This is a genomic window from Vibrio sp. L85 (genome assembly GCF_963871815.1).
In the GTDB taxonomy this organism is placed as follows: Bacteria; Pseudomonadota; Gammaproteobacteria; order Enterobacterales; family Vibrionaceae; genus Vibrio; species Vibrio harveyi.
In genome coordinates, this window is sequence record NZ_CAWMYL010000143.1 from 14,608 (window position 1) to 39,995 (window position 25,388).

The window sequence follows — 25,388 nt, forward strand, 5'->3', positions numbered from 1 at the left end:
ACAGGTATAAATTAAGGATTTTTGTAATGAGTAATACATCGCAACACCATTCTGGCTATACAGGAATGGAGCAAGGTCGATATAACAACACACGTCCAGTTATGGAAGAGAATCGTCAACATGCGCGTACTGCTCAATCTCGAGTAGCACATCCTGTTGCTCAAACATTTCCCCATCAACAAACACGCACAGCTAATAAGCCACCGGCTCGTGTGCAAGGGAGTCAACAAGTCAGAGGTGCCGGTCAAGCTCCTGCGCAGTGGCAGGCTCAAGATCAACGCCCCCAGCAAGTAAAATCCAATTTGCCGGCAGCAAACTTTACTGAAATTTCTAATGTGCTCGATGGCGCCAAGGAATCCTTCGACAAAATTGCTAAAAGTTCAGGGTTAGACATTCGCTTCTACGAAGAGGCTATTTATGCAAAGCAATTAATCGAAGTGAATTTCAACAATTCAAACAACAAAGATTACAGCCTCGCCTATGCGACACACGAGTCTATTAAAAAATCACTAATTCTCGTTGCCAATAGCGGCCTGACTCTTAACCCTCAGCTTGGTCTTGCATACTTGGTCCCACGGTGGAACAAAAACCTTAAGCGCGTTGAGTGTCACTTAGAACCTTCGTACAAAGGTCTTCGCCGCCTTGGTATAGACAGCGGCGCAATCGATAGTGCTGTTGCCGAACTGGTGTATAAAAATGATGACTTCAAGTGGGTAGACCGATTCACAAAACCTATTCACGAATATAACCCGTTCGATACTAAAGCTCGTGGCGAACTTGTTGGTGGCTATTGTCTTGCTCGCCGCCCTGACGGAAGTTTTATTTGCACTCCAGTAAGCATGGACCTGATCAACAAGGTGCGGAATTTGTCATTTGGTGCAGTATGGAACGACTGGTTTGAACAGATGGTCGCTAAAAGCATCATTCGACAAGGCTTCAAAGATTGGCCGATAAACAGCACTGGCCCAATCGCAATGCGATTAAGTGCTATGCAGGATTATTTGAAAGGTATAGATGCAAATACGGACAACGTTCCAATGCATGACACGCAGCCGTTAGTAAATGGGCATGATGAACATTTACCGTATTACGAAGAAATGCCTTACCACCAGCCACAATACTAATTTATCTGCCCCGGTTAGCCGGGGCCAACAAAATGAGATATATCAACTATGCATTCTAGCTCTCAAACACAAATCCTGGCTGAAAAAGCCATCGCCCTGTTCCTTAAATCATCTGGGGCAGCGACCGCGGCAGATGCTCAAAAAGCGCTGAATAAACTGGTAGTCGTTGCTTCGCAGGCAGTTGAAACAGTTGTGGGTCATGAAGCTGCAATCGACATGCTCGATGGAGTTAAAGTTAACTGTACATTCAAGCATACCAGTAATGCTCTTGCTGTCTGCGCTCCACGGCACTTGAACATTATGGCGTGCGCGCCTGGCATTCAATGATCTGAGGCACCCAATGGTAAACAACGAAGCATTAACTGTTGCATTGGCCACTAAAGACGGAAAAACGTTTGAACTTGAAACAAAACGCGGTAGCCAAGGACATATTATTGAGCTCACGGAAGTTACTGCCGGTGGCCAACTAAAGAAAAGTTTTCACCCATCCACACCAAAACCAATACCATCAAACATCATCTTTGAGATGTTTAAGTCAGTGGTGAATAACTACATCAAAGAGGGGTCGATCATCATTGACTCGACAATGCCGTTCAAGTTTGAAAACAACGGGGACAAAACGAATTACCCTCTAGTTACTGGATTGGATGAAGTTAAAGAGCATGAACTAAAGGACAAGTTCAGTAGCGACAATTACGCGGTACAAGTAGTTCCCGCATATGGTGTCGACGCCTTAGTGAGTTTTGATTCGGACGCTCAATATGCAATTTCAGTAATGAGCCCAGCAGGTATCCCCATTTGCGTAAACCAGCGCAACATGGCGGTACTTTGCAAAATCAACCAGTACTTGAGAGGTCGTAAACTGATTGTAGATGTACAACTGGCTGCCGATGGTTCCGTGTATATCAAGGACATTTATTACGACGGTTGCGACAGAACCACATGTAGTCTCGAAGAGCGAATTAAGCTGTTGAACGAGACATTTAACCGAGCAATACCATACACCTACGTTGTAAACCCTCTTTATTCAACAGAGGAAAAGCATATTGCTTATAAATCTTGTGAGATAACCGGTAAAGAGATTGTGCTGGTACACAAAGAAGCAGTAAGAGACTCAAATCAACTAACAAGAGTGAAGCACAAGATGGATTTGAAAAACGAAACTACGCTCCAGGTCATGACAGTTTGCAAGGTCACGAACACAGTAACACTCTGCGCTTATGTCGATGGTATTCCTATTGAGTTGGGTAAAGCGAACAACTCGCTAGAGCTCGACGTCGAAGAACTAGATAATGTAAGGGTAAAATTTAGTTCTGCGGCGACAGGAGAAATCAAAAACATTGAGATTATCTCAAAACTTGAAGGTGATGAACCCGCGTTATTAGATCCAGTCTTAGCTCGAAAACTTGGATTCAATCTTCACCCAAAAAGCATTACTGTGCGTGAATTGTATTCAAGCGAAGAGATTGGGTTCTTAGATAAATTGGAACAATGTAAAGACTGATATAAACTACACGTTCTAAATTGAGCGTTTAAATATGAATATAGTATCAAACTACCCAGCTGTCCTACTTCTCGTGGCGGTCGCTTTAATATCGATATACCACATAGTAAAAAGAAGTATGGGAAAGAATAAGCCAAAAAAATCTAAATCGGATGCAAAGTATCTCACTAGAACGATCGGTGAAACAGAGTCCGAAATGCGGCTGTACTTGGATGTGAATGAGCAACTTGGTGATTGTTACCTAGTCCAGTTCGGTACGAGCTTAAAGACAATAGTTAGCAAGATTGAGCAAGATGTGCCTGATGTGGCAATTGATATACTGCTTCTGGACCCAAGAACATTGAAACCACAATTGGCATTCTTTGTGACTGCTGGTGGCCGAGACTGGTATAACGAGTCTGAATCAAAGACGCTTGAAGCGCTCGATTTGCTTAGTAGTCTCAACATCCATACTTTATCGATGCCGAAGCAAGACTACTATAAGGCGGATATAGTCGTTAAACAAATGCTAGATATGCTTAATGACACTGATGGTGAGACGAAAGAATTTTACTAAGTTACTGATCAGAAAAAGGCTAGATTGCATTTGCTCTCTAGCCTTTTTTCATTTCGCGTCGCCCAAGGTATAAAGCGACCAATTTTGATATAATCCCTGCCACAAAGATAAGGGCGAGGTATACCAGAACCTCTTGATTATTATTGTTTGTCCATTCGAAAAAAAATGCTGCTATCGAACCGATAAAGCAACCGTTACCAAAGTTAGAAAGGAAACGGATATTTCTATAACGAATACAAAGGGTAATGATAATCAAGGTTACTACTACAACACTTAGGATGACAATCATTCTGCTCTCCTACCAATACCTGCCTTTCACTATAACACTAGATTTTTAAACAACCAAGGTCTTGCATGTTCAATATTCGTTGTATAATGGATAAAAACCTAACCAGAAAGACAGTATTATGAGTTTAAGTTTAAGACACGATAATCCAGCAAAGCTTGCGCACGTCGCGTGGTGCGCCCTTGTCGCTCTTGGAATTGCGCGTAAGTACCCTAACCCACCTAAAAACCGTGTAGCAGCGAATAAATTCATTGGCCAATGGGCGATTCAAGCGGCTAAATCTGGTCGATTTGGAAACGCCTTCAAAGACGAACTGGACATCTGGGCTTCAAACGGCATAAAGAACGGAATGCTGAGTAACATGGAGAAAAGTCTTGAGTCAGTTATTGAGGCTTATCAGAAGAAAGTTGAGCACGCAAAACGATTCCCAGGCAGCTACAAACGCCGTATCAATAATGCCGGCGATAAGCTAAAAGAAGCTGGTTGGGAAATTACATGGGGTTTGGACCGAGATTGGGAAACAGAAGGCACATACGAAGCTACAGCCGAGAATACTGCTTTCATTATGCGCGAGCATTTTGAATCCTTTGATAACCTTGGCCGTTTGACAGCTCCAATCACGCTTTTAGTCGTTAGCAACAACGTTCAAGAGCTCGTTGACGCATTCTATGACTCAGGCATCGTTTTATTCCTGCATCAGAAAAATCGTCATAAGGGTCGAACACAGTATGCTATCGAGATATGGCCAGATAATAATGGAAGCCCGGACAAGCATATGCCGCAAACAAACGTGTAACTCCCCATATATTTGAACCAAAAAAAAACCCGTAGGCGCCTCATTAGAGGACAACCTACGGGTTTTTTATTTACTACAGCCTTTTAACTATCAGAGATAGCCAAAATAGACCAAGGCTGATTGCGATAAGAATCAATCCGACAGTTAAGCCGATATTGTCTCCACTCGTAACCGCTATACCTATAAGTCCAGCTGCCGCTGCGTTAGCTGCAGTAGCAGATAGGAAATTACCCAAATCTGCTTGCTGCGACTTTCTCAGCTGTTTGTTTTTCTGTTGACGTCGTTTATCGTTCTTTTGAAGAGCGTTTTGGCGACGTGTATTTCTGTTTTTTCTGTTTTTATGTTTCGCCATAATATTCACCTATACGTTATTGAAACCCAGGTGAGAGACACAGCGAACCCATATGGGAGGCTATGCTCCCAAATGGGGATATTTTGATTTAATTTACTTTCTTTTTTACAACAAATACTTCTCGAAGCTGTGGTGTTACGATGCGTATATCAGCAATGATCTGAACACTCAGACTAATGAAGATAGACACTGCTATAACAGACCACATAGGCTCTACTGCGTAGGCAATAAATACCTTCAGAACACTTAGTACCACTAGTGGCACAGCAAGCGTAACTGATGCCTTAGAACACCACTCCTTAACAAACTGAGGTTTAATAAGTGCCAGAGCACTTAACCCCATTACAATGACCAAAAACGATAGAGTTTTTACGTTTGCCTCAAAGACATTCGTAAATTCAGAACCGTCAGCTGCTGAAATGACACATGCCACTGCAGAAACCAAAATTAGTTTTTTAGCTGAATTAGTATTGTTATTGCTTTTCATATTTTTATTGTCCTTTTCCCCTGCCCTAAACTTCGCACTTCTTTAAGTTACTGCTCCATTTTGAAAGAGGTTGTGTGTTTTATTTCAGGTCCGTAGAACTGAAACTGACTAGTTATTGAAATAGATAGTTAAGTTGAATTAGATTTCGTCTAACTCGTACTTTGATGCCAGTTGGCCAACGCACTCTGCAGGTGTTTCATTCCCCGCGAAGCACGACTCAACCATTTCAGGTCCAACATCATCGATACCTATCCCAAATTGTTGCTGTAACAGTTCCTCAACCTTGTGAAAAAAATCACTTTGAGGCTTGTTCGCTATAGTCATATTTTCTCCCCAGCCTGAACAAAGGAGTATCCCATCCGGGAAACTCCCCGAACGGGCATTAGTGTGATTGAAATGTGGTGTTAGATATTCGCCGCTACTAAATCAACATGATCAGAGGGCAACCAACCTGACTCGAAGGAATCTCGCAAAGAGACTTCATCGATGTCACCATCGTTCACGCCAAGGCGTGATTTCAATAGGTTTACTACTTCTTTTTTAAACTCGTTGTATGTAGAGAATTTCATAATTGTTTTCCTGCTATTAATTGAAAATTTAGATACTTGCACTTGAGTGAACAGATACTGAATTGTCTAAGACCATTCCGCTCCATTTAGCCATCTCAAGTTGCTCTTTAGCTTCTTCGGCTTCTGCAATTGCTTTTAACTCAGCTGCACGACGTTCGCTTTCTTGGCGATCTCGTTCAGCTAAAAGTGCTAATCGCTTTTGCTCACGAACTGCTGCAAAGAAGGCCTCACGCTCTGGTCGTTCCATATCGAGTAAAACTCGACATTCACTTACCAATTCATGAATTTGCCCACGTACTTCGCAGCGAAAAGAAGCGTTAAAATCTTCATTTATTCCCAATACGCAACCGCCTAAGTAATTTGTAGCTAAGCTATCCAGAGCATCGTAGTCCTCAAATTCATCTAAAGTTGTCAGGTCAAAAACTTCTACCTTCAAACTGAAAAACTTGAGTTCACCTTTAATGATGGATTGCATTACTTCGGTATCGTTTTGGATGTCCTCTTCGGCATCACAGCCAAAAAGGTCAAACCAATCTTCATTGCACTTGCTAACAACCACACGAAGGCGCCCCAGGTGACGTGTAGACACGATTTCAGGTTCATCTTCGGTTGGTGTAGCTTCAAGAAACGCATAACCCTCAGACTCGAACCTAGCGGCCAAATCTGTAAGGTCTTGCTTAATAGCTTTGACAAACAAATCACATGCCTCTCTTTCGAGTGGCGTAGGATCTGATGACATTCTCCAATCTTCATACTCGGCATCGTATTTACCACCAGCGGAAAATTCGATGTCTTTATCAATAGCTCGTTTCACGGCTGCGCGATGTTTACCCGTCATAAGGCGATCACATAATGTTTTCGCATCATCAGAGTGAAGTTTTGCTTCCGGGAAAAACACACCATCGCCTTGGCAATAATTAAGTGACCAAGTGGTGTTATTTTCTCGAGCAATATCGTCGTAACCTAAGCTTTTGAGTTGAGAGTTGAAATAAGCAGTTAGTGTTTTTGTAGTCATAATTCCTCCACAGAATTGTTATTCAGGAGGGACTATCCCCAAAAGGGATAATCACACTCCCTTTTAGGTTGATGGTTTAAAGTTGAATCGGTTTAGTGAGCGTAACGCTGAATGTATGAACTACGGATGCCGGCACGATCGTAATCGCACAGGTTGATAGTCCATACCTTAACAACGTTCTTCACTGGGTGAATGTAAGGTGTTTTGGTTAGAAACTCCTTCACCATTACCGTAGACGTAGCTTTAAGCAACTCAGTCGGTACCATTGGGTAAGTTGAGCCACCAGCTGCAGTAATCTGAGCATCAGTAAACTTACCACCCCAAGGGGCGCGAGTCGGGTTAAAGCAAATGTCGTATTCATCTTTAGAATTGTTTTTGAAACCTAAGATGACACCAAAGCAACCGGCAGGAGCTTGGCTATCAAAAGAATCAATTACTTCAACAAAATCACCAGGCATTGGTACGTCATAAACATCGTTTAGTACGCATGCAGGTGTATCTGAAAAAGTAGTGTTGTTGTTTGTTGCTTGCATTTTAATTCCTCCACAGAATTGTTTGTGAGGGGAAAGCGAACACAACTAGCCCGTGAGGGAGTTGTATTCATCCCTCATGGGTTTGGTTAATTACTAGATAGAAACGTCGTTATGACGCTGTTTGGAGCGATTCACACGATAAGAAACGAAGCCTGTCTTTGTTTGAAATAAACAAATGAGAAAACTCCGGGAAAGTTCTAATCGTATGGAACATCGGCGGGTACGCGGCATCATCACCGGAATACCGTTGAATGGCTTCTACAAGATCCATCAGTTCAGAAGCTTTCACTTCCATAAGAGACAAATACTCTCCACTGACATCACCGATTACCGTTTCAAGGGTTGGGTCAATGTACGTGTCACCAACTTTAAGCCAGGCATGTTCAATAGGAATGATGCTTTGATACACCCCTAAGACATAAGTCGCATCGAGATGCATGGCCAATTGAATGCTGTTATCAAAGCATCGCTTTGGTAAAACAACTTCCTGAGCAATCTCACGTTGTTGTTCATTCATTGGTTGCACTGATACAGGTACTAATTCAGCCGGGTTAAGGCCATAAGACAATTTCACAAAAGTAGATAAAGACATGGTTATTCCTCCACAGAATTTATGAAGGAATAGCCCAAAGGGGTTATCCCTTCGGGGTAGTTAAAATGTAAGTACTAAGCGTTGGTGCCAATATTCAAAGAGCCAAAGAATGCGCGATCTTGCTTAACATCTCGGCTTAGAATTTTTCCACTGCTTATAAGTTTGCTGCGGGCACAAAGCATCACATTATCGATTTGCATACGAACTGCTCTTTTGTAGAGAGCTAATGGGTTTTTGCCCAAATCCATAATGAAACCTTCAAGAGCTGTGTGCTGCACCGTTTCGCCATCCCACTTCAACTCAAAGCACATAGTGAATAACTCACCATCACGTTGATATATTTTTTGAAGTGATAAAAGCTCGCGGTCAAAGTTCGCGTAGTCCTCAATCTCATAATCCAAATGAACTTTACGGATCTCTAACTCACATCGACCATGCTTGATGGTACGTAACATGTGTGTCTCACCGTGTCTTGAATTATGGATATACAGATTGTTGGCCAGCTGTTTTGCTGCAGCTTCCAACTCATTACGAACTTTAGCAATTTTCGCTTTCAATACTCTCGACACTTCCGGGATCAAGTATGAAATCGGAGTGTTAGTAACGACAGGACGACAGTAAATTTCATCGTCTGTTGGTACAACAGAGTTCTTACCAACGATTAAATCAAAATCATCAATGTTATCGAGCAACGTCCAAAGGTTTACACCGGTGAACAACTCACTGATCAAAGAATACTTACCTTGAGAGCTAAGTTTCACTTTGTTTTTAGGAACAAAATCAAAAGCAAAGACTTGTCCTATATCATCAGCTTCAAACTTCACAAATGACGCGAGTTCTGAAAGATTTGCATAGTTGGTTTTGAATCGATCTTCGATAAAACGAGCGATAGATACGCACTTATCTGACATGGGTTAATTCCTCCACAGAATTGCGAGGGAGCTAACCCACAGAGGGTAGCCCCTCTGGGTTATTGGTTGTTATTGATTAAGCGACTCGTGAAAGTCGTGGGCGACTGGAAAATTCATTCAACATTTTGATAGCGCGAGTCATAACTTGCGTCATGACGTCGTTATTACCGTTGAAGAATGACAGCCATTCACTCCAATGAGTGGGTGTTGTAGGGATTTCCTTTGTCACAAGACCACTAGAGGCAACATTGCGATCATTAAGTACTTTCCTCACCTTAGCGATCAAGTCATCAGAGTTAAGTATCAAGCCAAATTCAATTGGTGGCTTACATATCAAAGACTCAACATCTTTGTGCTTTAACTCCTTAAAGGTGACTTCATCATACCCTTTGACATGAAAGAAGCGTGCAGTCGAATCTTGACGCATGTAGTACTCGAGTAAGAACGGTGACGCGCCAATCCGTAATGGAAGTAGCAACGAACCACACTCTCGAAGCATCCATACGTACTCACGGTTGCCATACTTCTTCAAATTACTGAAATCAATATCCAAGTCTTCCTTGTAAAACTTAGGAAGGTTGACTGATTCAGCGTGTTCTTTCATCTTTTCAATAACAGTTTTAATAGACATAGTGATTCCCCACAGTATTTGGTTGTTACCAAAGGGAACACTTTCCCAAAGGGAAGCGTTACCCTTTGGGAGTTGGTTGGTTTTACATTATTTGATTTTCGCGGAAGGAACTAAAACCAATCCGGCCGATTTTGGCTGGCTTGGTTCTGGCTCAGGGGCTTTACCTTGTAAGGCACATTCAATCATCAGGTTACTAAGTCGCTTGGTTGCCCTAACGTAAGTACCGATAAATATCATGTTCATAATAGGGTCGACCGGATTTAAAAACGAATCTCCCCATATAAGCTTCTCAGTGATCATCATTGTGAAATTAATCGCAAAGTAGGCAACAACGAACAACATCAACATTGTCCCTTGATTAAAGCCAGAAATCACAAATAGCTTACGATAGAAACCCTTTTCTTCTTTGGTAATATCAATAGCCTCGCGCATCAGTTGAACGGTGCGGTGAGTACTTAATGCATGGTTAAATTTTTTCATGTTATTGCTCCACAGAGAGTTTGATTAGGCAGGTTGTGACGTTAAGAATTGATCCAGGCATCTGTTGACCGAAGTGGTAACAAAGTTATGCCCTTCAACATTTCTAAGGCGACGGCGTACACTTAAGCGAAATCTCGCAATAAGTGAGTCACGAACTCGCCAGTCGATTAAGCCTTCTTTATCAAATTCATCTGCTACCACTTTAGCTTCAACAAGAATCAACTCACGAATAGTTGAGCTCATTTCGTCTTCACTTTGTGGCTGTGCCGTACATGATTGTGTATTTTCTATAAGTGATTCTCCGACATCCAAGGCAGCGATAATCGCTCTGGCATATTCAAATTTCTTAGCACCCGTCATACCAAGTTTTGCCAGAAGTTTACCGGTAACGAAATCCAGGTCAGTGTCAGAAAGTTGCTTCTTAACAATGAGTGAATCCGCGGTTACCTCTTCAAACTGGCCCTCATTCATTAGCTCGTTAAAAACGTCGTTTCCCCTTCCCTGTTGGCGACTTCCTTGCTTGAGTAATACTCGGCTAATGGAAGTAAATTGCTTTTCAGGTTCAAGGCCAGCTCGCATATCGCGGAAGCTTTGGCGTTCTTCTTCAATGGCATGAACAATAGTTTTTGATTTACGGTCTAGAAAAATACGTGTTGTTGACATGAGTGTTTCCTCCACAGGAATTTAGTAAGAGGGAAACACTGACCCATGAGGGTATTGTGTAACCCTCTAGGTTGGTTTGTAGTTTAAATTAGCTGATCGCTGCGTTTAGTTCTTCATCCAGTTCGGCATCTAAGTCGCGCTCGGAAACCAGCTTGAATGATTTATCAATCTGAGGATTATATTCCACAGTGAAATTCTCGCTGTCTTCCATAAGAGCATTAAACATAGATGGTTCGATGGTCTTGAGCATTGTGGCATTACCACCAGTGCAACGCTCAAATTGGATGACCTTACACTCTGAACTATGCTTATAACCAAATAAGGCAAGTACTTCCTTACTCAGCGGCGAGTCCAATGAGCTAGTGGTTGATAGAACTTTATAACGATGTACGTGACGTTTATTGTCGTAGACATTGACTATGAAGCGGCTTTCTAGCTCAGGCCAGAATGTGTTACCTACATTATTGAAATGAGGTAAGTAGCCAGTGAAAAATTGCTTAAATAACTCTTTCACTTTCTTCTGTAACATCTTCGACGGAATCATAGCGTCGTTTGTAAACAGGCATGTTCGGTGCTTAAACTCAAACGTATAATCCGAATGAAATATAAGCTTCACGCCAGATCCATCAATGTAGTCATTGATTTCTTTTACAAACTTATCAGCATTTAAAACGATTAATTCAATAGACATTGGTGTGTTCTCCACAGGTTTGGTTGGTTATGAGAGAAAACACCACACCCAAAGGTGATGTTTACCCTCGGGTGGTCAAATATTTAAAAAGATTAGTATGAGAACATTCTACGCTGTTTGATACCAGGAACATTCATCAGATAGTCATCGAATAACTTCTGAATATTTTCTGGAAACTCGCGTTCATCTTCTTTCAAACTTTTCCTTAAGGCTTCTTTACGCAGAACAGCTTGGCGGTCTTTTAACTTAGCGAGAGTTGCAGTTAACTGCTCTTCTTGCTCTTTAAGAAACTTCCATTCTTGACAATCAGACTCAATGAGAAGATTTTCTGCAGATTTAGCCGCATTATTCTCAAAAAATCGATGTACTTGCTGTTCTTCTTCATGGTTCAGCTCTTGGATGTTTCTTTCCATTATTCCGGTAAGAGCGTCCTTGGCAGCTTGAAGAAAATTCACTTTGTTAAACTCAGTAGTAACAGTATCACGTATAAGTTGCTGTCCTTTTTCATTTCGACGGCGGCTTATATGAAGCGAATACGCGAAGTTAATATCGATGCTTAGGCCACGTCGAGAATCGATGTTGACGCCATAAGACACCTCAGTCCCTTCGACTTTGTTGTGAGAATAACGGTGAGTGGTAAAGAAGTTTTTTGGTAATTGATCTTCCGTGATTTTAACCGCCACTGATTTAGTCAGTGTGTAGCTAGAATCTTCATGCTCAGCTGTCTCGAAAACCTCAAAAAGAGAATCATCAAGAGTATTCAGTGAGAAGTGGTTAGTCTCAAATTTACCAATAGTTTTGTTTACGATCATGTGTATGTCCTCCACAGACTTTATTGAGTTGGTGGACATAGCTTCCCTACCGGGAAGTATGCCCGGATTGGGATTGTTGCGATGAAATTAACGGATAGCGATACATTCGCCTGCTTTGATAAAACCACGGTATGAAGCCCATTTGTGAACTTCTGCAGAGATTTTTTGGCGATTGTTGTTTGTGCGTGAATGAATCTTGGTATCAAGAATAATCACATCACCGGTATCCAGATAAACAGTACAGTCCACTGAGTAGAAAATACCGCGTACACCGCTACGAGATAACTTTCCTAGTTCTTTCCATTGAGGTGCGTTTTTAGAAACGGTTCTCTGTGGCTTAACAGGTTGTTGAGCTTTTGGAGAAAAGAATTTAGGTAAGATAGATGATAGTTGCATGGTTGTGTCCTCCGAAGACAGGGAGCACAACCCCATAAGGTTGATGCAACCCTATGGTTTAGTTGGTTTGGTTTAATGAATAATCGAATCTTAAGCCGAAGCATTAAGACACGCCTTATGACCGTTCTCAGCATTCCAAATTGGATTACTGGGTTCAATCTTCAATTCTTTATCCAGTTCGACACACACTATTTCAGCATGAGTACAGTAAGGAAGGTAAGGCAAGCTTTCACGATCGAGAGAAATACAATATTCACGATTAACGTCAAATGCAGCTTTGATTGAAGTTTCGACCTTAGCAGCTCCCAGAAAACGATTTCCATAATAGAAAAAGGCAACCGGGGTGTTAGGTTGAGTATTGATAGTCATAGTGTTTCCTCCACAGAATCACCGAGAAGGAAAGACAATTATTCAGTCCATCAAGGAATGAAATAATGCATTCCCTAATGGTAATGGTTTTTGGTTTATAGCCTATCTGGTCGTGGTTAACGAGCAAACAGTTTAGTTGTTCAATACGAGATCGAACGTAATACAGAACTTTTTTGAGTAGTGTTCTGGGCTACTATGAACAACCTAAGTTAAAGCAGAAAAGTATCTGTCAAAACGTCGGTTGTTGACCCAAAATTCAGTACATCACTCAGCAATCCAAGACAGGATGTGAGAGGAAGCAAAAGCTTCGATATGTAAAGAGTTTAGGGGTTTGGTAATTCTTAAATAAAGCAATTGTAAAACGAACAGTACCCTATTCACTTTAGAATGGCTTTACCGGTTAGACACAAGCCATGAGTGCTAATGCACTCATAGTTTGTGTTGCCAGTAAAAGTATCTTACTACGATAACTGGTCGAGGTCGATCATAAATTAACGCTTGTTTTTGAACACGAAGTCAGGTCAAAAGTCAGGCGCCCAGGTCAATTCTGAAAACATCTCTTCCGAGAAGATTTCCAGCTTATCGAAGTCCCAAGCAGCTTTCCCAAATAACCCACTTACTGTGTCAAATACAATTGCCATTTTGTCTGGATTAGTCGGTGACTCGTAAAGGCGAAACGAAAGGAGTTTATCTTCCCCGGTTGCACAACTCGAACCAATTAACTTCCAGTATTTATAATGGCCATCATGCGGCTTTTCAGTAAACACAACACGAGAATAGAAATCCCTACCCTCTAATCCAACATGCTGTTTAAGCATGCTTGATAAGCTGTAAAGGTCACAGTGGATACTCCAATCGAAGTCATCCAGCTGCTTGTTTAATTGCTCACTATGTGTTTTACAGGTACTTGATGCCCACTGCCATTTGAGTGCAGCAATGAACGTTGGCTTAAGCCAACTTCCACGGCAAACGCGACTTTTGGTAGTGACGAGACTTGATTTGGCGATCGGAACTAAATTAAGCACTTTCAGTTACTCCCGCATCAAAACCAAGAACGTCTTTGCGTATAAGACTGTTTACTGTGGTTCGCGTTGATTCAAAGCCATCACTTATTCTCACAGCTAGTCCCTGACGCTCAAAATGCTCAGTAGCAAGTTTTTCAGCCACAGATTTTGAATCAGCGATCGCATAACGATGCACTGTATCAGTAAAACCTTGACCGCAATTTACGTGAACAGTGTCTTCGAAAATTACAGTGACTAGAAAGATTGATAGGCCTGATTTAAGTTGGTATTTCATCTGTTGTTCCTCCGAACATAAATTTCAGAGGGACTAATTACCCAGAGGGCATTAGTTACCCTCTGGGTTAGTTGGTTTATTTAAGTTTTTCAATACGTCGAATTACTTGAGATTGAGTGTTTTTACCACTCCACTCTAAGTTTCGCTCAGCGGTGACCGCGTTACGAATGGTTTGCTTTAATGGTTTACCGTCGCGCTCAGTGTGTTCTCTGCAATGGAGAGCTTCAACACCCAGCAAATAACGGATGTCATTTAGCGCGATAAGGTAATTTTCCTTGAGTTTGGCATTCTTAATAATCTTTTTACCAACAACAAAAGTTGTCAGGCTTGGGATTGTTGCCGTTAGGATATGACCACCAGCTTTTATCAGTTCGACTAAAACTTGTGTTTCAATGTCCATCGTTGTTCCTCCACAGAAAAAAGCGGAACAACACCCAGCGGTGTGTCCCGCATGGGTTGGTTTATTGGTTTATTAACTCAGAGAACTTCCCAGTGAAATATTTCCTCTTCACCGGTTGGCTCGCCTTCACTTACATATAATTCTAATTCCATAGTGCCTTTGGTTTCAGACACTTCATTAAAGCCATAAGAAACGATATGGGGAATGAAGCTATGTTCCATTTCTGGTTTAGCAATTCCACAGTCAGCGAGTGCCTGCCCTTCTACTTCATCGTCGCATACAACGCCAGGAGCGCTGCAGTAATCAACGATGTCATTAGCAGCTTGCAATTTGAAACGTCCTTTTTTGCCATAAGGGTCTGTTACTTCAATAAGGAAGTGACCTGTTAGGCATTCGAATTTCTCTTCGTCATTGCTGATCGGTACCAATGTAGAACCTGCTGTTTGATAACAGGTGCCATCCTCATGTTTCCAAGAGTTTGTATGTTGGTCATAAGTGAGAATTTCAGGGGTTTCCGCAAGCTCTAGGCTGTTTTTAGCGGAGTTAATGGTTGGGTAGTAATAGAACTTCATGTTGACGCCTTTAAGTAGCGAGAGCTCCCCCAATGAGGTCGCCCTCAATGGGTAGGATGGATTACGCTAATGCCTTACGTGCCAATGTGTACTCTTTTGACTTTACGCGGTATGCGTTGCGCTGATTGCGAAAGTCAGATATCACTTTTTGGCGGCACGCAAATGGCACAGCAACCATCGAGTAACGCACTAACTTGGTCCAACTACTTAGTTTCGTTGAATCTCCGAAATAGAACGGCCAAATATACTCAAATGAGTGACCTTGCGTAAGGTATCCATGCAACATGTCAAAAACTGTCCCCATAAGCTCATACCCCTCATTCTTGGTCAAACCAAGGTAGCGTTGTATGGCTTTGTTTGCAGGAACAGCAAGGACAATTATTAGGACAGCAAATGGTAAAGTAGGCAGATCACGGATTAGACGTTTAAGAAAGGTTGAAGCTTTTTTTAACGGTCGAACTGTTAGCCGATCGTATTCCTTTCTATATCGAGCATGCAGATCATAACTATCCAATACACTTTCGTCTTTAGGTAAAAGAGAAAGCAAGTATCTACGTTTTAACTTTCGGTCACGTTCGGAGCTCGTATTTATGAAATCCATAAATACTCCAGCTACACGATAATCACGAATCAATCTAACAACCTTAACACCTGCAATTGCTCGGTTAATACCGACTAACTCCAAGGAAAGGTTTACGTCGCGGGTCTTCACATAAAAGGTAACCGCTAGGTATAGGTAAGTCGTAATACGTTTGACTAAGTTAAACAGTTTTGATGGTAATTTTTTCATTGTGTCATTCCTCCACAGAATGGTTGAAGTGACACAACTCGCCCAATTAAGGGAGAATCGTGTCCCTTATGGGTGGTTTATTATTGGTGGTTTTGTTAGCCGGCGGCTTTTTCCAGTACATCAGCCAAGTTAAAGTCGTTGCCGTTGTATGAATCAGTCACATGACCTTCCGTACTTACGTCAACAAACTCAGTCCGGGTAATCCCGGATTTGCGGCGATAATGAATACTGACAGATTTACCAGCATACTTTTCTCTGAGAGAGGCCATTAGCTCTTCGCCATTGGCACATTCAGTGTCATTTCCATAGTCAGCGATCTTGAACATAAAGCTTTCCTTAACCTTGAGTAACATCATTGGCAAGGCCAACTTGTCTATCGTGCAAATTCTTTAAGTCCCTTTTTAAGTTTTGGATAGCAGGATCATTCAGATACTCAGGAGCATCAAAATCAAATCGCTGTAATGCGCGAGTCATATCCTCGGCCAAAAACAAAATGGAACCCAAAACATCAGTGCTACCTGACTTAGAAACTACAGCGTCCTTATTGAAGAGTCGGTCTTTATAGACTTTCGCTTCCATGATGGACTCTCGTAGGTCTTCCATAGCCAGGTGTTGATATTTCTTCTGAACGGATGCTTCAATATCTGGGCGCCACTCTCTTACGAAGAGTGCGATGGCAGATACATCAGCTTGTCGATAGTGAAAGTACTCGTGAAGAGCTGGCATTTGACAGCACAGGTAATTGCGATCCAATTTAATTGAATTGCCTGCCATGACTGTCCCGCGCTTTTCCTTCATGTTATAAGGTTCAGCGTTATGCTTCTTAAGATGAGCAAGTGCCATCTGTTCCGCTTCGGCCAGTGTTATTGTCGATTGACGAACTTCATCCAACAAACCGGTTTTAGTATGTTGGTCGATGCTCCACTGATCCATTGACTGTAGAACTTCTTCTGGGTGGTGGATAACAACTCTGAAACCATCGCCATCGATGATATTCAGATCAGCATCCGTTAGGTGAATTGCTATTTCGAGTATTGGATAAACCTGCATACCGAGTTCGCCATTCTTTAACTTATCATCCAGACCACCTGTTTCTATATCTGCCCAAGCAAAAATAATTGAACGGATAATTTGTGCATTATTCATGTTCGACTCCTTCTGACTCTACTTTTGCTTTTGAACGTTTAACCATTTCTGTCAATGCTCTAAAAAAGCACACGAAACAGATAAAAAGACCAAAAGCGGGTAAAAAACCGTTGTCCGAATAGACGTCAAAGATTTTCGACCAGCAAAACCAGATAAGGGCGATCAGTAGAACTAATGCAATGATTGGTTGTTTTCGTATTAATTTATACATGTGTTCCTCCGAGAACATAAGGGATAGACCACATGCGCCAATGGCGTTTGTGGCCAGTTGGCTTTATTACTAGGTTTCTATCTGAGTGTGGTTGGCAAACAGACAGTTTGAGGGTGTCATAACGTTACGTTGTGACCTATTTGAAAGCGATTTTAGAGTAGTGCTTATCTTCTACTTGATGCTGCCCGGTCAGTTTCAAAGAGTTTTTGAATCTTACTGGCTAGCGAACCTAAGAACTAATCATCATCCAGGCATCCAAGAAGGAAGTGGAAGGCAGCAAAGCTACGATATGAAAAAGTTTATAGGGTATGGTTTTTCTTTCAGCGCGCATGACACGCGGTGGAGTCATATGATGACACATTCGGCAGTACTGAATTCAATACTCTCGAATAAGCCACCAGCAGGACGCTAATGCGTCCTACATAAATGGTGGTGCCAAACCCTTAATCCAATAAGGAAAAAGGGTCAGGACGAAGCCACGGTTAATCGTAGCTAATTTCATAGAAGCTCTCAGGGTCTGCAGGAACCTCTGTGATGAAATGCCCCATTCGATTCACTCTGTGGTAACCGTCAGAGATGAGAAGAACTGTATCGTAGTCTTCATCATCTTCATCGCAGTCAACATCATCGCTTTCTATAAGGGTCCAAACACAGTTTGGGTCAGCTGCCTGAACTTTCGATAAATCCGCGCCATGCAGACCAAACACATAACAAACATCGTCAACTTGCACGAAGCCGTCACCGGTTGGGTTTGCTACTGGTTTGAATTTTTCGAACCATTCTTCAAATGTCATTTCAATTGGAGCGCGTTGTACAGTCATATCTTGATTCCTTGTCTTTGCTTAAGTTGGTTTTCTATGTTGATGAACAACAGTGAGTGTTATTTGTTGTTAAATAACAGCCTCCCGAGCCAGTGCCATTGAATCTGCATAACCGCTTTCCCATACCGCTCTTTGGTTACTTAAAACCGGGTATGGATTAGCATTACGTCCTTTCTTATCTGCATGAGCCTGTTGGCCAGCAGAGTAGATATTGAAGTAGTAATCTGAAACATGTTTTGAAGCTTGCATTGTGTATTTCCTCATAACAAGGAAACACTTATCCCGCAGGGGAAAGTGTTCCCCTGTGGGTAAAGGCGATGACAGAGCATCGCAGTTAATTTAAAACGCGTTGATACCTACGCTTTGACTCAGTTCGATAGGAAAACCTACCGCACCTTCTTCTACGTATACGTCCAGCCAGTCCACAGAAGTTTTACCTTCTGGGATTTCATAGTCAGGTACGAATACTTCAACCAAATAGCCCTCTTCTCTCAATCTTTCAGCCAATTCTTGAACTGTCGTTTGACCATCACCAGAACGATCGTTATCACCCCAAAGAGTAATAAGAGTACGGTGCTTAGGAACTCCCTGAACAACTACGCCACTGGCAAGTTTCAGTAATGAGCTCGAGTAGTGAGGACGCATTGGAATGCCGGTTGCTTCACGAATTGCCAAAGCAGTTTCCATCCCTTCACAGTAGCCGATGATAGCCAAATCAAGGCCGTCTTCTGCTTCGTAAACGATTGGATCATCCATAGCAATGTAACCACCTCGAATATCCCACGGTGGAGACATAAGAAGCTTGGTTTTCTTTTCCGGCGCCTTTTTGCCATTCGAAAGAAAAGTACGATGTAAAGAACAGTTCTTTCCATCTTTATCTCTGAATGTACCAAGCATTGCGGAGTACCAAGGATTACGGTTATCACCTTCTTCGCGGAACGAAGTTGGGTAACGTAATCGGTTGTGATAGCGAATAGTGTTAGGCAATTTTGAAAAATCACCTTTTAAACCACGGCTACGTAGATATGCATGTAGCTCTGGAGCTTGTGCTGCGGGAATAGAAGTTTGCGCCACGCCACGAACTCTGTTCATGCGTTTTAGCTTTTCTTCTTCATCACAGTACTGCTCACGAGCTTGCTGCATTTGTTGTTGTTTCCATCGGATTTGTTCATCAGACACTGTGGAAATATCGCCACCTAAAATGCTGACGATCGTATCCATTGCTTCTGACTTACTGCATCCTTCAATCCAGCTAACCACCTCAATACCATCAGGCATAGCGCCATCTTTATTGTGGTATGCGCCCCCAGTTTGAACCCAATCTTTAAAGAATCGGAACTGTGTTGAGGATTTTTTAGCATTTGGTGAAACTGGACATGGAACTTGTTGCGGCGCCTTCTTGATAGCAGTGGATAGTTGAGGGAAAGCCCCAAATACTACGTCCCACTTACCATCCGCGATTGCGCGAACTTTTTCTATTTTTGATTGGCGTTGTGCGTACATTGGTTGCCTCCGAATAATCGTACAATTGAATTCCCGTAGGGACTCCAAAACTCCTGTTACCGGAAGTTTTGGTAGTCCCCACGGCAACAGTTGATATGAAAAAAGTAAGTGGCTTACGCCACTACTTCTTCACGTTGATTACTCGGTGCAACAGCTGATTTCTCAAGCTTCATTACGCCCTTCATCTTGAATGCCGAACTAGACATTTCAACAATCGTTACACGATCCATACCGTCTTCGAATTGACTTAAGAACTTGGCAAAGCCAGGACCCGAAATCATTCTTCCAGTTAAGAATTGTTCACGACCGTCAATGACAGTAGTTGCAGCTTTCATATACACGCCGTATTTAAATGTCTCAATGATAGTCACTTGCATAATAATTCCTCCACAGAATTGTTGGTTGTAGAGGATTGACACACACTGATCCCCAAAGGGGTCAGGTATGTCGCCCCTCTGGGTTTGGTTGTTTTTGCGGTGACCTTGGTTGAGGCCTATCCGCGGTAGTATGTTCTTAGGTAGGCGAATAATGAATTTGCTAATTCATTCGCACTATTAATCGCAAAGTAAGGTCGATGTTCGAAGCCGGCCAGTTGACCTGTTCCGATACCGATACCAATAACGGTGATTCCCATAACATCACATTCTCGCAAAGCAGCTTGTACCGTAGCACCGCTGGTTTGTCCGTCTGTAATTAGGAAAAGCACCTTTTTAGGTTCTTTGCGTAAACCTAAACGAGCAGTTGCACCTTGAAGAGCTTCGGCAGTCGGTGTGCCGTGGTCGGCATGGACGTTGAAGCTTCTTTGGGCAACAGAGTTCATTCGCTCAGTAAATGACTTAGCAATGTGAACATATCCATCTTGACGAACTGCGTCGTAAAATGGGTAGTAAAGCACTTCACACTCAGCGCCTTTGATGAACTCAATAGCTTGACCGATTGCGAAAGCTGCTACATTGGCCATCTCCATGTTTGGGCCTTGCATTGAACCGCTTCTATCAATCAAGATTGAAAAAGCAGTATTAGGCGACTTAGAGATAGTTTCTGTTTTGAAAACGCGGTTGTTACCTGCAGAAACACCCCAAAGAGTGCCAGCACAGATTTCAGTACCTGAGTTTTCATAGCTACGCTTTACACGGTTGCGATCATTTAGAATGCTGTTAAGCACCAATTTTACTCGCTGTGATTGCTGTCTAGCCTGTGACATCCATAATGGAATGCCTGCGGCATCTGGTGACTTATCGCATCGGTAGGCCATTGTAGGCGCCGAATACTCGTTACCGTATTCCTCTTGGAATTCTTCCAAGTTTTCTTCGGCCTTATCTTCCATCATGCGGCGAATACCATCATGCATGTCTTCCAATAGGTCGTCGTCGTCGGCATTGATAGCTTTCTCAATTTCTTGAGAGCTTACCTGATTTGAAAAGCTGTCAGTTTCTGACTGACTTTCAGAATCATCGCCGTCTGCATCATCATTTGAATCAGTGTTTGATTGACCAGATTGTTCATCATTGCCTTGGTCATCAGAGTCAGATTTTGAATCACCAGATTGGTTATCATCACCTTCGTCGTCAGATTCAGCATCTGAACCACCATTCTGTTCATCATCACCTTCGTCATCAGAATCAGACTTTGAATCACCAGATTGGCTATCGTCACCTTCATCGTCAGATTCAGCGTCAGAACCACCATTCTGTTCATCATCACCTTCGTCCTCAGAGTCAGACTTTGAATCGCCAGATTGGTTATCGTCACCTTCTTCATCATCAGATTCAGTTTCAGATTTACCAGATTGGTTATCATCACCTTTATCATCAGATTCAGAATCTTGGTCACCAGACTGATCACCTTCACCCTTATCATCTGAACTTTCTGAGTTATCAGAGTCATCAGACTCGGACTGTTCTTCATCATTTTCAGAGTTAGAACCAGAGTCACCAGATTTATCATCTTGGTTTTCATCTTGATCCTGTTCTTCTTCCTGTTGCTGTTGGTCTTCAAACTCTTCCTGCAAAACCTTTAGTACATCTTCCGCACGACGACGAGCGTCAGCAGTTGAATGGTCATTGGCAGAATCAGTAAGAATGGCTTCTAACTTAGGAAACGCATTTGGTAATGCGCGACTTAGGTAAAAAGCAGCATCTTGAGAGAAGTCTTTGAGTGGGTATTGGTCGAGGTGCTTGTAGCGGCCAGTGTACAAGATGTACTTCTGAACCAATCGTACAAGGTCATCCTCATGAGATGGTGCACTAAATAAACCGCGTTTAATTGCAATCTGAACCAGCTTTAACAAGTTAGTTTTAGAGCCAGGGTACTCATGCCCGACAAGTTTCTCGATTCGAACATCTTCAAAGATATTCGTAAGGCGTCTGACCATCTTATTGTTGATGCTGTACCACTCTGAAAAATCAGTGTGCTTACAGTGACCATTTTCATGATCAATCATGCCTTCAAGCATGTCTAAGTACTCAGGGTCTTCCATATTACCTAGCGGCAAAGTGGTCGTATTTCCCGAAGTACAAGCTTTAGTACCTTGAATTTTTACACCAACGCTGCGGCCAGTATTCATCGTTTGAAGCAAAGTAAACTTACGTATAAGTGCCTGTTTACGACGCATTACTAACGCAGGGTTTTCTGGTTTAGCGATTGCAGTATCTGCAGTATTGATTGACATAGGATATTCCTCCACTGTGGTTTGGTTTTTGGTCAACCCACAGGGAGAAATACAACCCAAAGGGAAGTATAACTCCCCTCGTGGGTTAGGTTTTTTTAAAAGAAGAAACCAGATGTAGTCACGTTTTGTGGCTCAGCTACTGGAATCTCAGGTGTAACAGTTTTAAATGTATCAAGTGCATCAAGGTCTACTGTAATACCATCTTCTGCAACAACCACATCGTCAAACGAAGCATCAGCTTGTTCAACTTGAAGCGGTTCTTCCATAGCGACAGGTACTTCAACCATTGGCGCCGGCATTTCTACAGGTGCTTGGTCAACAGTAGGTTGCTGTTCGACAACTGGCTGTTCTGCAACAACAGGTTGTGTATCTACAACTGGTTGTTTTTCAACAACTGGCTGAGATTGAACTGCCTGTGGTTTTTCAACAACAGGTGTTTCAACAACTGGAGCTTGAGCTTTAGCAGCTTTATTACGACGAACTATTTCTAGCTGACGCAGTAATTCCGCTTCAACATCATCGATGCCGGTATCAACTTGAGGCGCGTTATCTGCAGCCGTTGTTGATTGCTCTTCTTCCTCTTCCTCACTTTCAACTTCGGCTACCTTAGCTGCAATCTGGTTAATACCCGATGCATGTAGCTTAAGCTTGTGTGAGTCAGTCATCATCATGACGTGAGCCATAAGATTACTGAAATGCGATCCTCTGATTTTGCCTGTGTTCGGTAGAGCCTTATCCAGCAAATCGTCAAACATATCGACAACGCCTTCAAATACCGGGTCAAGCATGTACAGAGAGAACACTTTGTCACGTAGGCGACGCAGTGGACGTTTAATATCTTGAGTACATTCTTCTTTACGTGAACCTTTCGCTTTACCATCTTTGATTGTTAAAGAGTCTTTAAGGAGTGCTTGTGCTTCCTTAGCGATGTCTTCGAACAACTGTGCTGCAGCTTCACCGACAATATCTGCCAGATCTTCTTCAACGCGTGGTGTGAAACGAACAGGTTTGTAAATGCGCAGACGGAAACGAGCGCGAACTTCCTCAACAGTCATGTACCCATCACGAATGACAGATTCCAATCCCGGATGTGACTGACACCAATCTGTGATCAGCTGTTCATACTTGCTACAGAAGTTATCAACTTCTTGCTCATACTCTTCAACCAATGGTTCAGCTTCTTTTAGCAGCTCGATAAGAGCAGAGTCAGATAGTAAATGGTTACCCATAAATCTAACGCCAAACTTATTGAACAAGCGGCCAAATCGAGAAGCGAACTTATTACAGAAACTAAGGTGTGTTCTTGTATCCAGAAGTGACTTACGACCCGGTGAAACTAGATCGTCAGGTAGTTCAACAGATTTACCGCCTGAATCAAGCGCTGTTACTTTACCTTCACTAAATGTCTTCTTACCGCTCCAGTTACGCATTTCGTAACCGATAATCACACACCCCTCTTTGAGTTGTTTGTGGTTATCCAACAGCTCTTGAGTAGCAGCCGTTGCATGATCGATAACAGACGAGTTAGTAGTAGTTGATAGTGACATGGTTATTCCTCCACAGAATATTGGTTTGGTTTGGTTATTCAAATCAACCCAGGGAATACCAGTCACAGATCAACCCCTATGGGGAGATTGTAAAAAGCATCCCCATAGGATTAATTTTTAGGTTTGTTACACAAAAGTTCGAGTCAAAGAGTTAAAGGTTTTTTGCCCAATTGAGACATAACCTTTCCCTTCTTTTTCAGTGATCTTCTTGCGAACATAAAATTCACCTTCAATGTTTGACCCATTAAAGTCAGTGACTAAAGGCTTAAAGTAATAAACAAGTTGGGAACCGCCCGGCTCAGTGAACCAGGTATGGACACCGCGTTGATCTTGGCCTATTGCCCAAGTCTTTTGCTTGCCATCCGGTCGGATTGCTCCATAGCATTCAAATTTGACGCTAGAAACATCCTGTTCAGGGGAAGAACAATAGTCCTTCTCCTGATCAGTTCCCTTACTTACTTTCCCGATGCATTAGCCTCGTTCCAACCATCAGGATGGTCGAAAGACTCTCCGAAGATACGATGAACGATTGCATAAACTGCAGGTTCATCCGCTTCATCAAGGCTGTTACCGAATACAAAGTCGAAAGACTCTCTCAACGGAACATTTTTAACACCAAAGATTGTCATGTAATCTGCCCATGCCACTAGAACACGAGTAGAGAATGCACAAGACAGACGTTCATCTGGCAGAGCCAGTTTCTTAAGTGCTTCCGGTGTGGTCGCTTTGGCTTCCAGCTGAGGTGCACGAAGTGCAAGTCTCATTTGGCCAGCCAACTTAATCATCTTGTGTCGAGTGCCTTTGCTGATGTCAGGGTAACTTGCAGACAAGATACTATCTTCCACAGCAGCTGATGGATAATCACATTCAACGAAAGCAAAACGACGACGGAAAGCTTCATCAAGACGTTGAGAGGTATGGTATCTACCTGTCATGTCACCACCACCATTCGTATTCGCGGTTGCGCAAAAACGGAAGTTTTTATGTGGGGTAATGATTTCGCCTGTATCGTCTAATTGCCAAGGTTTGTATTCAGCAGGAGTGTGAAGCTTGCTCAGGAAATCTCCTGAACCTTTATCACATTCATCCATAATCTGACACCAACCATATTTCATAGCGCTTGCCACACTACCGTAACGGTAAGGTGTTTTGCCATTAAACAAGATGTAAGAGCCTTGAGCCTTTTCAGGTCGCATACTCTCATTCACCGCGGTTAAAGACACTGGCCAGTTCATACGGTCAGCAAACCATAAAAGCATTTCAGTTTTACCAGTACCTGTTTCACCAAACATGAAAAGCGATAGCTTACGTGTTGGAGCACACCACCAAGCAAGGATTGCTCGAAGTACATCACGTTGAGGGATGTAAGTCGGATTCGAATCGATGCATTTTGGATGACGGTGTTTAGGGCGTTGGATCTTGAACATGCCTTTCGGAATGTGTGGTGCAAATACTTCGCCGGCATCAACCAGTTCCAATTCGCTCCAGCGAGGGTCACTGTAAACAATGTCCTCAATCATTGGGTTTTTAAGCTCCAATAACTTAACCAATTGCTCATTAGACATTTGGCTAGCTGTTTCACGGTTGATAACTTGAGTTGGTTGAGCAGTAATAGTTGCAGTATTAGTCATTTTAAAATTCCTCCACAGGATTTAGAAACC

35 protein-coding genes are annotated in these 25,388 nt (G+C 42.5%); 5 read left to right on the forward strand and 30 right to left on the reverse strand.

Annotation, left to right across the window (positions count from 1 at the left end):
• Positions 1-26 precede the first annotated feature (26 nt).
• From AACR11_RS14280 to AACR11_RS14295, 4 genes are all read left to right on the forward strand, one after another.
• Positions 27-1,124, forward strand: coding sequence for a RecT family recombinase (locus AACR11_RS14280; protein ID WP_026000351.1), 1,098 nt, complete (start codon positions 27-29; stop codon positions 1,122-1,124).
• A 48-nt stretch (positions 1,125-1,172) separates the two neighbouring features.
• The gene (locus AACR11_RS14285; RefSeq protein WP_079324374.1) at positions 1,173-1,451 is read left to right on the forward strand and encodes a hypothetical protein; all 279 of its coding nucleotides are present in this window, start codon (positions 1,173-1,175) and stop codon (positions 1,449-1,451) included.
• A gap of 13 nt (positions 1,452-1,464) precedes the next feature.
• Positions 1,465-2,628: a hypothetical protein gene (locus tag AACR11_RS14290; protein ID WP_079324376.1), complete on the forward strand. Its 1,164-nt coding sequence runs from the start codon at positions 1,465-1,467 to the stop codon at positions 2,626-2,628.
• A 196-nt stretch (positions 2,629-2,824) separates the two neighbouring features.
• Entirely contained in the window at positions 2,825-3,184 is a 360-nt protein-coding gene (locus tag AACR11_RS14295) for a hypothetical protein (protein ID WP_264923201.1), read from the forward strand.
• A 37-nt stretch (positions 3,185-3,221) separates the two neighbouring features.
• On the opposite strand, the gene AACR11_RS14300 is transcribed toward AACR11_RS14295, so the two are convergent.
• Positions 3,222-3,473, reverse strand: coding sequence for a hypothetical protein (locus tag AACR11_RS14300; RefSeq protein WP_053409912.1), 252 nt, complete (start codon positions 3,471-3,473; stop codon positions 3,222-3,224).
• A gap of 118 nt (positions 3,474-3,591) precedes the next feature.
• Between AACR11_RS14300 and AACR11_RS14305 the strand changes: the two genes are divergently transcribed.
• Positions 3,592-4,266: a DUF2913 family protein gene (locus AACR11_RS14305; protein ID WP_079324378.1), complete on the forward strand. Its 675-nt coding sequence runs from the start codon at positions 3,592-3,594 to the stop codon at positions 4,264-4,266.
• A gap of 73 nt (positions 4,267-4,339) precedes the next feature.
• Here the strand turns inward: AACR11_RS14305 and AACR11_RS14310 are convergent, their stop codons facing one another.
• The 29 genes from AACR11_RS14310 to AACR11_RS14450 form a co-directional block, all read right to left on the reverse strand.
• The gene (locus tag AACR11_RS14310) at positions 4,340-4,618 is read right to left on the reverse strand and encodes a hypothetical protein (RefSeq protein ID WP_053409910.1); all 279 of its coding nucleotides are present in this window, start codon (positions 4,616-4,618) and stop codon (positions 4,340-4,342) included.
• Positions 4,619-4,706: 88 nt separating this feature from the next.
• Positions 4,707-5,105 carry a hypothetical protein gene (locus AACR11_RS14315; protein WP_053409909.1) on the reverse strand — a complete coding sequence of 133 codons (399 nt, stop codon included), beginning with the start codon at positions 5,103-5,105 and terminating at the stop codon, positions 4,707-4,709.
• Positions 5,106-5,243: 138 nt separating this feature from the next.
• Complete coding sequence (locus AACR11_RS14320; RefSeq protein WP_053409908.1) at positions 5,244-5,429, reverse strand: hypothetical protein; 186 nt, start codon at positions 5,427-5,429, stop codon at positions 5,244-5,246.
• A gap of 80 nt (positions 5,430-5,509) precedes the next feature.
• Positions 5,510-5,674 carry a hypothetical protein gene (locus AACR11_RS14325; RefSeq protein WP_157052371.1) on the reverse strand — a complete coding sequence of 55 codons (165 nt, stop codon included), beginning with the start codon at positions 5,672-5,674 and terminating at the stop codon, positions 5,510-5,512.
• Between the two features lie 28 nt (positions 5,675-5,702).
• Positions 5,703-6,689, reverse strand: coding sequence for a hypothetical protein (locus tag AACR11_RS14330; RefSeq protein ID WP_053409907.1), 987 nt, complete (start codon positions 6,687-6,689; stop codon positions 5,703-5,705).
• Positions 6,690-6,781: 92 nt separating this feature from the next.
• Positions 6,782-7,222 (reverse strand): hypothetical protein, encoded by a 441-nt coding sequence (locus AACR11_RS14335; RefSeq protein WP_053409906.1) that lies wholly within the window; start codon positions 7,220-7,222, stop codon positions 6,782-6,784.
• 109 nt (positions 7,223-7,331) lie between these two features.
• Positions 7,332-7,814, reverse strand: coding sequence for a hypothetical protein (locus tag AACR11_RS14340; protein WP_053409905.1), 483 nt, complete (start codon positions 7,812-7,814; stop codon positions 7,332-7,334).
• A gap of 74 nt (positions 7,815-7,888) precedes the next feature.
• Positions 7,889-8,725: a hypothetical protein gene (locus tag AACR11_RS14345; protein ID WP_053409904.1), complete on the reverse strand. Its 837-nt coding sequence runs from the start codon at positions 8,723-8,725 to the stop codon at positions 7,889-7,891.
• Between the two features lie 76 nt (positions 8,726-8,801).
• A complete protein-coding gene (locus AACR11_RS14350; protein ID WP_053409903.1) occupies positions 8,802-9,356 on the reverse strand; it encodes a hypothetical protein in 555 nt (184 codons plus the stop codon).
• Positions 9,357-9,443: 87 nt separating this feature from the next.
• Positions 9,444-9,836, reverse strand: coding sequence for a hypothetical protein (locus tag AACR11_RS14355; protein WP_053409902.1), 393 nt, complete (start codon positions 9,834-9,836; stop codon positions 9,444-9,446).
• Positions 9,837-9,860: 24 nt separating this feature from the next.
• A complete protein-coding gene (locus tag AACR11_RS14360) occupies positions 9,861-10,499 on the reverse strand; it encodes a hypothetical protein (protein ID WP_079324380.1) in 639 nt (212 codons plus the stop codon).
• Between the two features lie 88 nt (positions 10,500-10,587).
• Positions 10,588-11,190: a hypothetical protein gene (locus AACR11_RS14365; RefSeq protein ID WP_053409900.1), complete on the reverse strand. Its 603-nt coding sequence runs from the start codon at positions 11,188-11,190 to the stop codon at positions 10,588-10,590.
• 92 nt (positions 11,191-11,282) lie between these two features.
• Positions 11,283-12,002, reverse strand: coding sequence for a hypothetical protein (locus AACR11_RS14370; protein WP_053409899.1), 720 nt, complete (start codon positions 12,000-12,002; stop codon positions 11,283-11,285).
• A gap of 87 nt (positions 12,003-12,089) precedes the next feature.
• Entirely contained in the window at positions 12,090-12,398 is a 309-nt protein-coding gene (locus tag AACR11_RS14375; protein WP_053409898.1) for a hypothetical protein, read from the reverse strand.
• Between the two features lie 90 nt (positions 12,399-12,488).
• Positions 12,489-12,767 (reverse strand): hypothetical protein, encoded by a 279-nt coding sequence (locus AACR11_RS14380; RefSeq protein WP_053409897.1) that lies wholly within the window; start codon positions 12,765-12,767, stop codon positions 12,489-12,491.
• A gap of 521 nt (positions 12,768-13,288) precedes the next feature.
• Positions 13,289-13,792 (reverse strand): hypothetical protein, encoded by a 504-nt coding sequence (locus AACR11_RS14385; protein WP_053409896.1) that lies wholly within the window; start codon positions 13,790-13,792, stop codon positions 13,289-13,291.
• Positions 13,785-14,066, reverse strand: coding sequence for a hypothetical protein (locus AACR11_RS14390; RefSeq protein ID WP_053409895.1), 282 nt, complete (start codon positions 14,064-14,066; stop codon positions 13,785-13,787). Before AACR11_RS14390 ends, AACR11_RS14385 begins: the two co-directional genes overlap by 8 nt.
• A 76-nt stretch (positions 14,067-14,142) precedes the next feature.
• Positions 14,143-14,466 carry a hypothetical protein gene (locus AACR11_RS14395; protein ID WP_053409894.1) on the reverse strand — a complete coding sequence of 108 codons (324 nt, stop codon included), beginning with the start codon at positions 14,464-14,466 and terminating at the stop codon, positions 14,143-14,145.
• Between the two features lie 77 nt (positions 14,467-14,543).
• Positions 14,544-15,038: a hypothetical protein gene (locus tag AACR11_RS14400; RefSeq protein ID WP_053409893.1), complete on the reverse strand. Its 495-nt coding sequence runs from the start codon at positions 15,036-15,038 to the stop codon at positions 14,544-14,546.
• Between the two features lie 61 nt (positions 15,039-15,099).
• Complete coding sequence (locus AACR11_RS14405; protein WP_053409892.1) at positions 15,100-15,828, reverse strand: hypothetical protein; 729 nt, start codon at positions 15,826-15,828, stop codon at positions 15,100-15,102.
• A 95-nt stretch (positions 15,829-15,923) separates the two neighbouring features.
• The gene (locus AACR11_RS14410) at positions 15,924-16,154 is read right to left on the reverse strand and encodes a hypothetical protein (protein WP_053409891.1); all 231 of its coding nucleotides are present in this window, start codon (positions 16,152-16,154) and stop codon (positions 15,924-15,926) included.
• 10 nt (positions 16,155-16,164) lie between these two features.
• Positions 16,165-16,974 carry an oligoribonuclease gene (gene orn / locus AACR11_RS14415; RefSeq protein WP_053409890.1) on the reverse strand — a complete coding sequence of 270 codons (810 nt, stop codon included), beginning with the start codon at positions 16,972-16,974 and terminating at the stop codon, positions 16,165-16,167.
• 693 nt (positions 16,975-17,667) lie between these two features.
• A complete protein-coding gene (locus AACR11_RS14420; protein WP_017190431.1) occupies positions 17,668-18,006 on the reverse strand; it encodes a hypothetical protein in 339 nt (112 codons plus the stop codon).
• Positions 18,007-18,075: 69 nt separating this feature from the next.
• Complete coding sequence (locus tag AACR11_RS14425) at positions 18,076-18,255, reverse strand: hypothetical protein (RefSeq protein WP_053409889.1); 180 nt, start codon at positions 18,253-18,255, stop codon at positions 18,076-18,078.
• Between the two features lie 90 nt (positions 18,256-18,345).
• Positions 18,346-19,509 (reverse strand): DUF7146 domain-containing protein, encoded by a 1,164-nt coding sequence (locus AACR11_RS14430; RefSeq protein WP_053409888.1) that lies wholly within the window; start codon positions 19,507-19,509, stop codon positions 18,346-18,348.
• Positions 19,510-19,622: 113 nt separating this feature from the next.
• On the reverse strand, positions 19,623-19,886 hold the full coding sequence (locus tag AACR11_RS14435) for a hypothetical protein (protein WP_053409887.1): 264 nt from the start codon (positions 19,884-19,886) through the stop codon (positions 19,623-19,625).
• Positions 19,887-20,002: 116 nt separating this feature from the next.
• A complete protein-coding gene (locus AACR11_RS14440) occupies positions 20,003-22,180 on the reverse strand; it encodes a VWA domain-containing protein (RefSeq protein ID WP_079324382.1) in 2,178 nt (725 codons plus the stop codon).
• 95 nt (positions 22,181-22,275) lie between these two features.
• On the reverse strand, positions 22,276-23,727 hold the full coding sequence (locus tag AACR11_RS14445) for a DUF3150 domain-containing protein (RefSeq protein ID WP_079324384.1): 1,452 nt from the start codon (positions 23,725-23,727) through the stop codon (positions 22,276-22,278).
• Positions 23,728-24,182: 455 nt separating this feature from the next.
• On the reverse strand, positions 24,183-25,358 hold the full coding sequence (locus AACR11_RS14450) for an AAA family ATPase (RefSeq protein WP_079324386.1): 1,176 nt from the start codon (positions 25,356-25,358) through the stop codon (positions 24,183-24,185).
• Positions 25,359-25,388 lie beyond the last annotated feature (30 nt).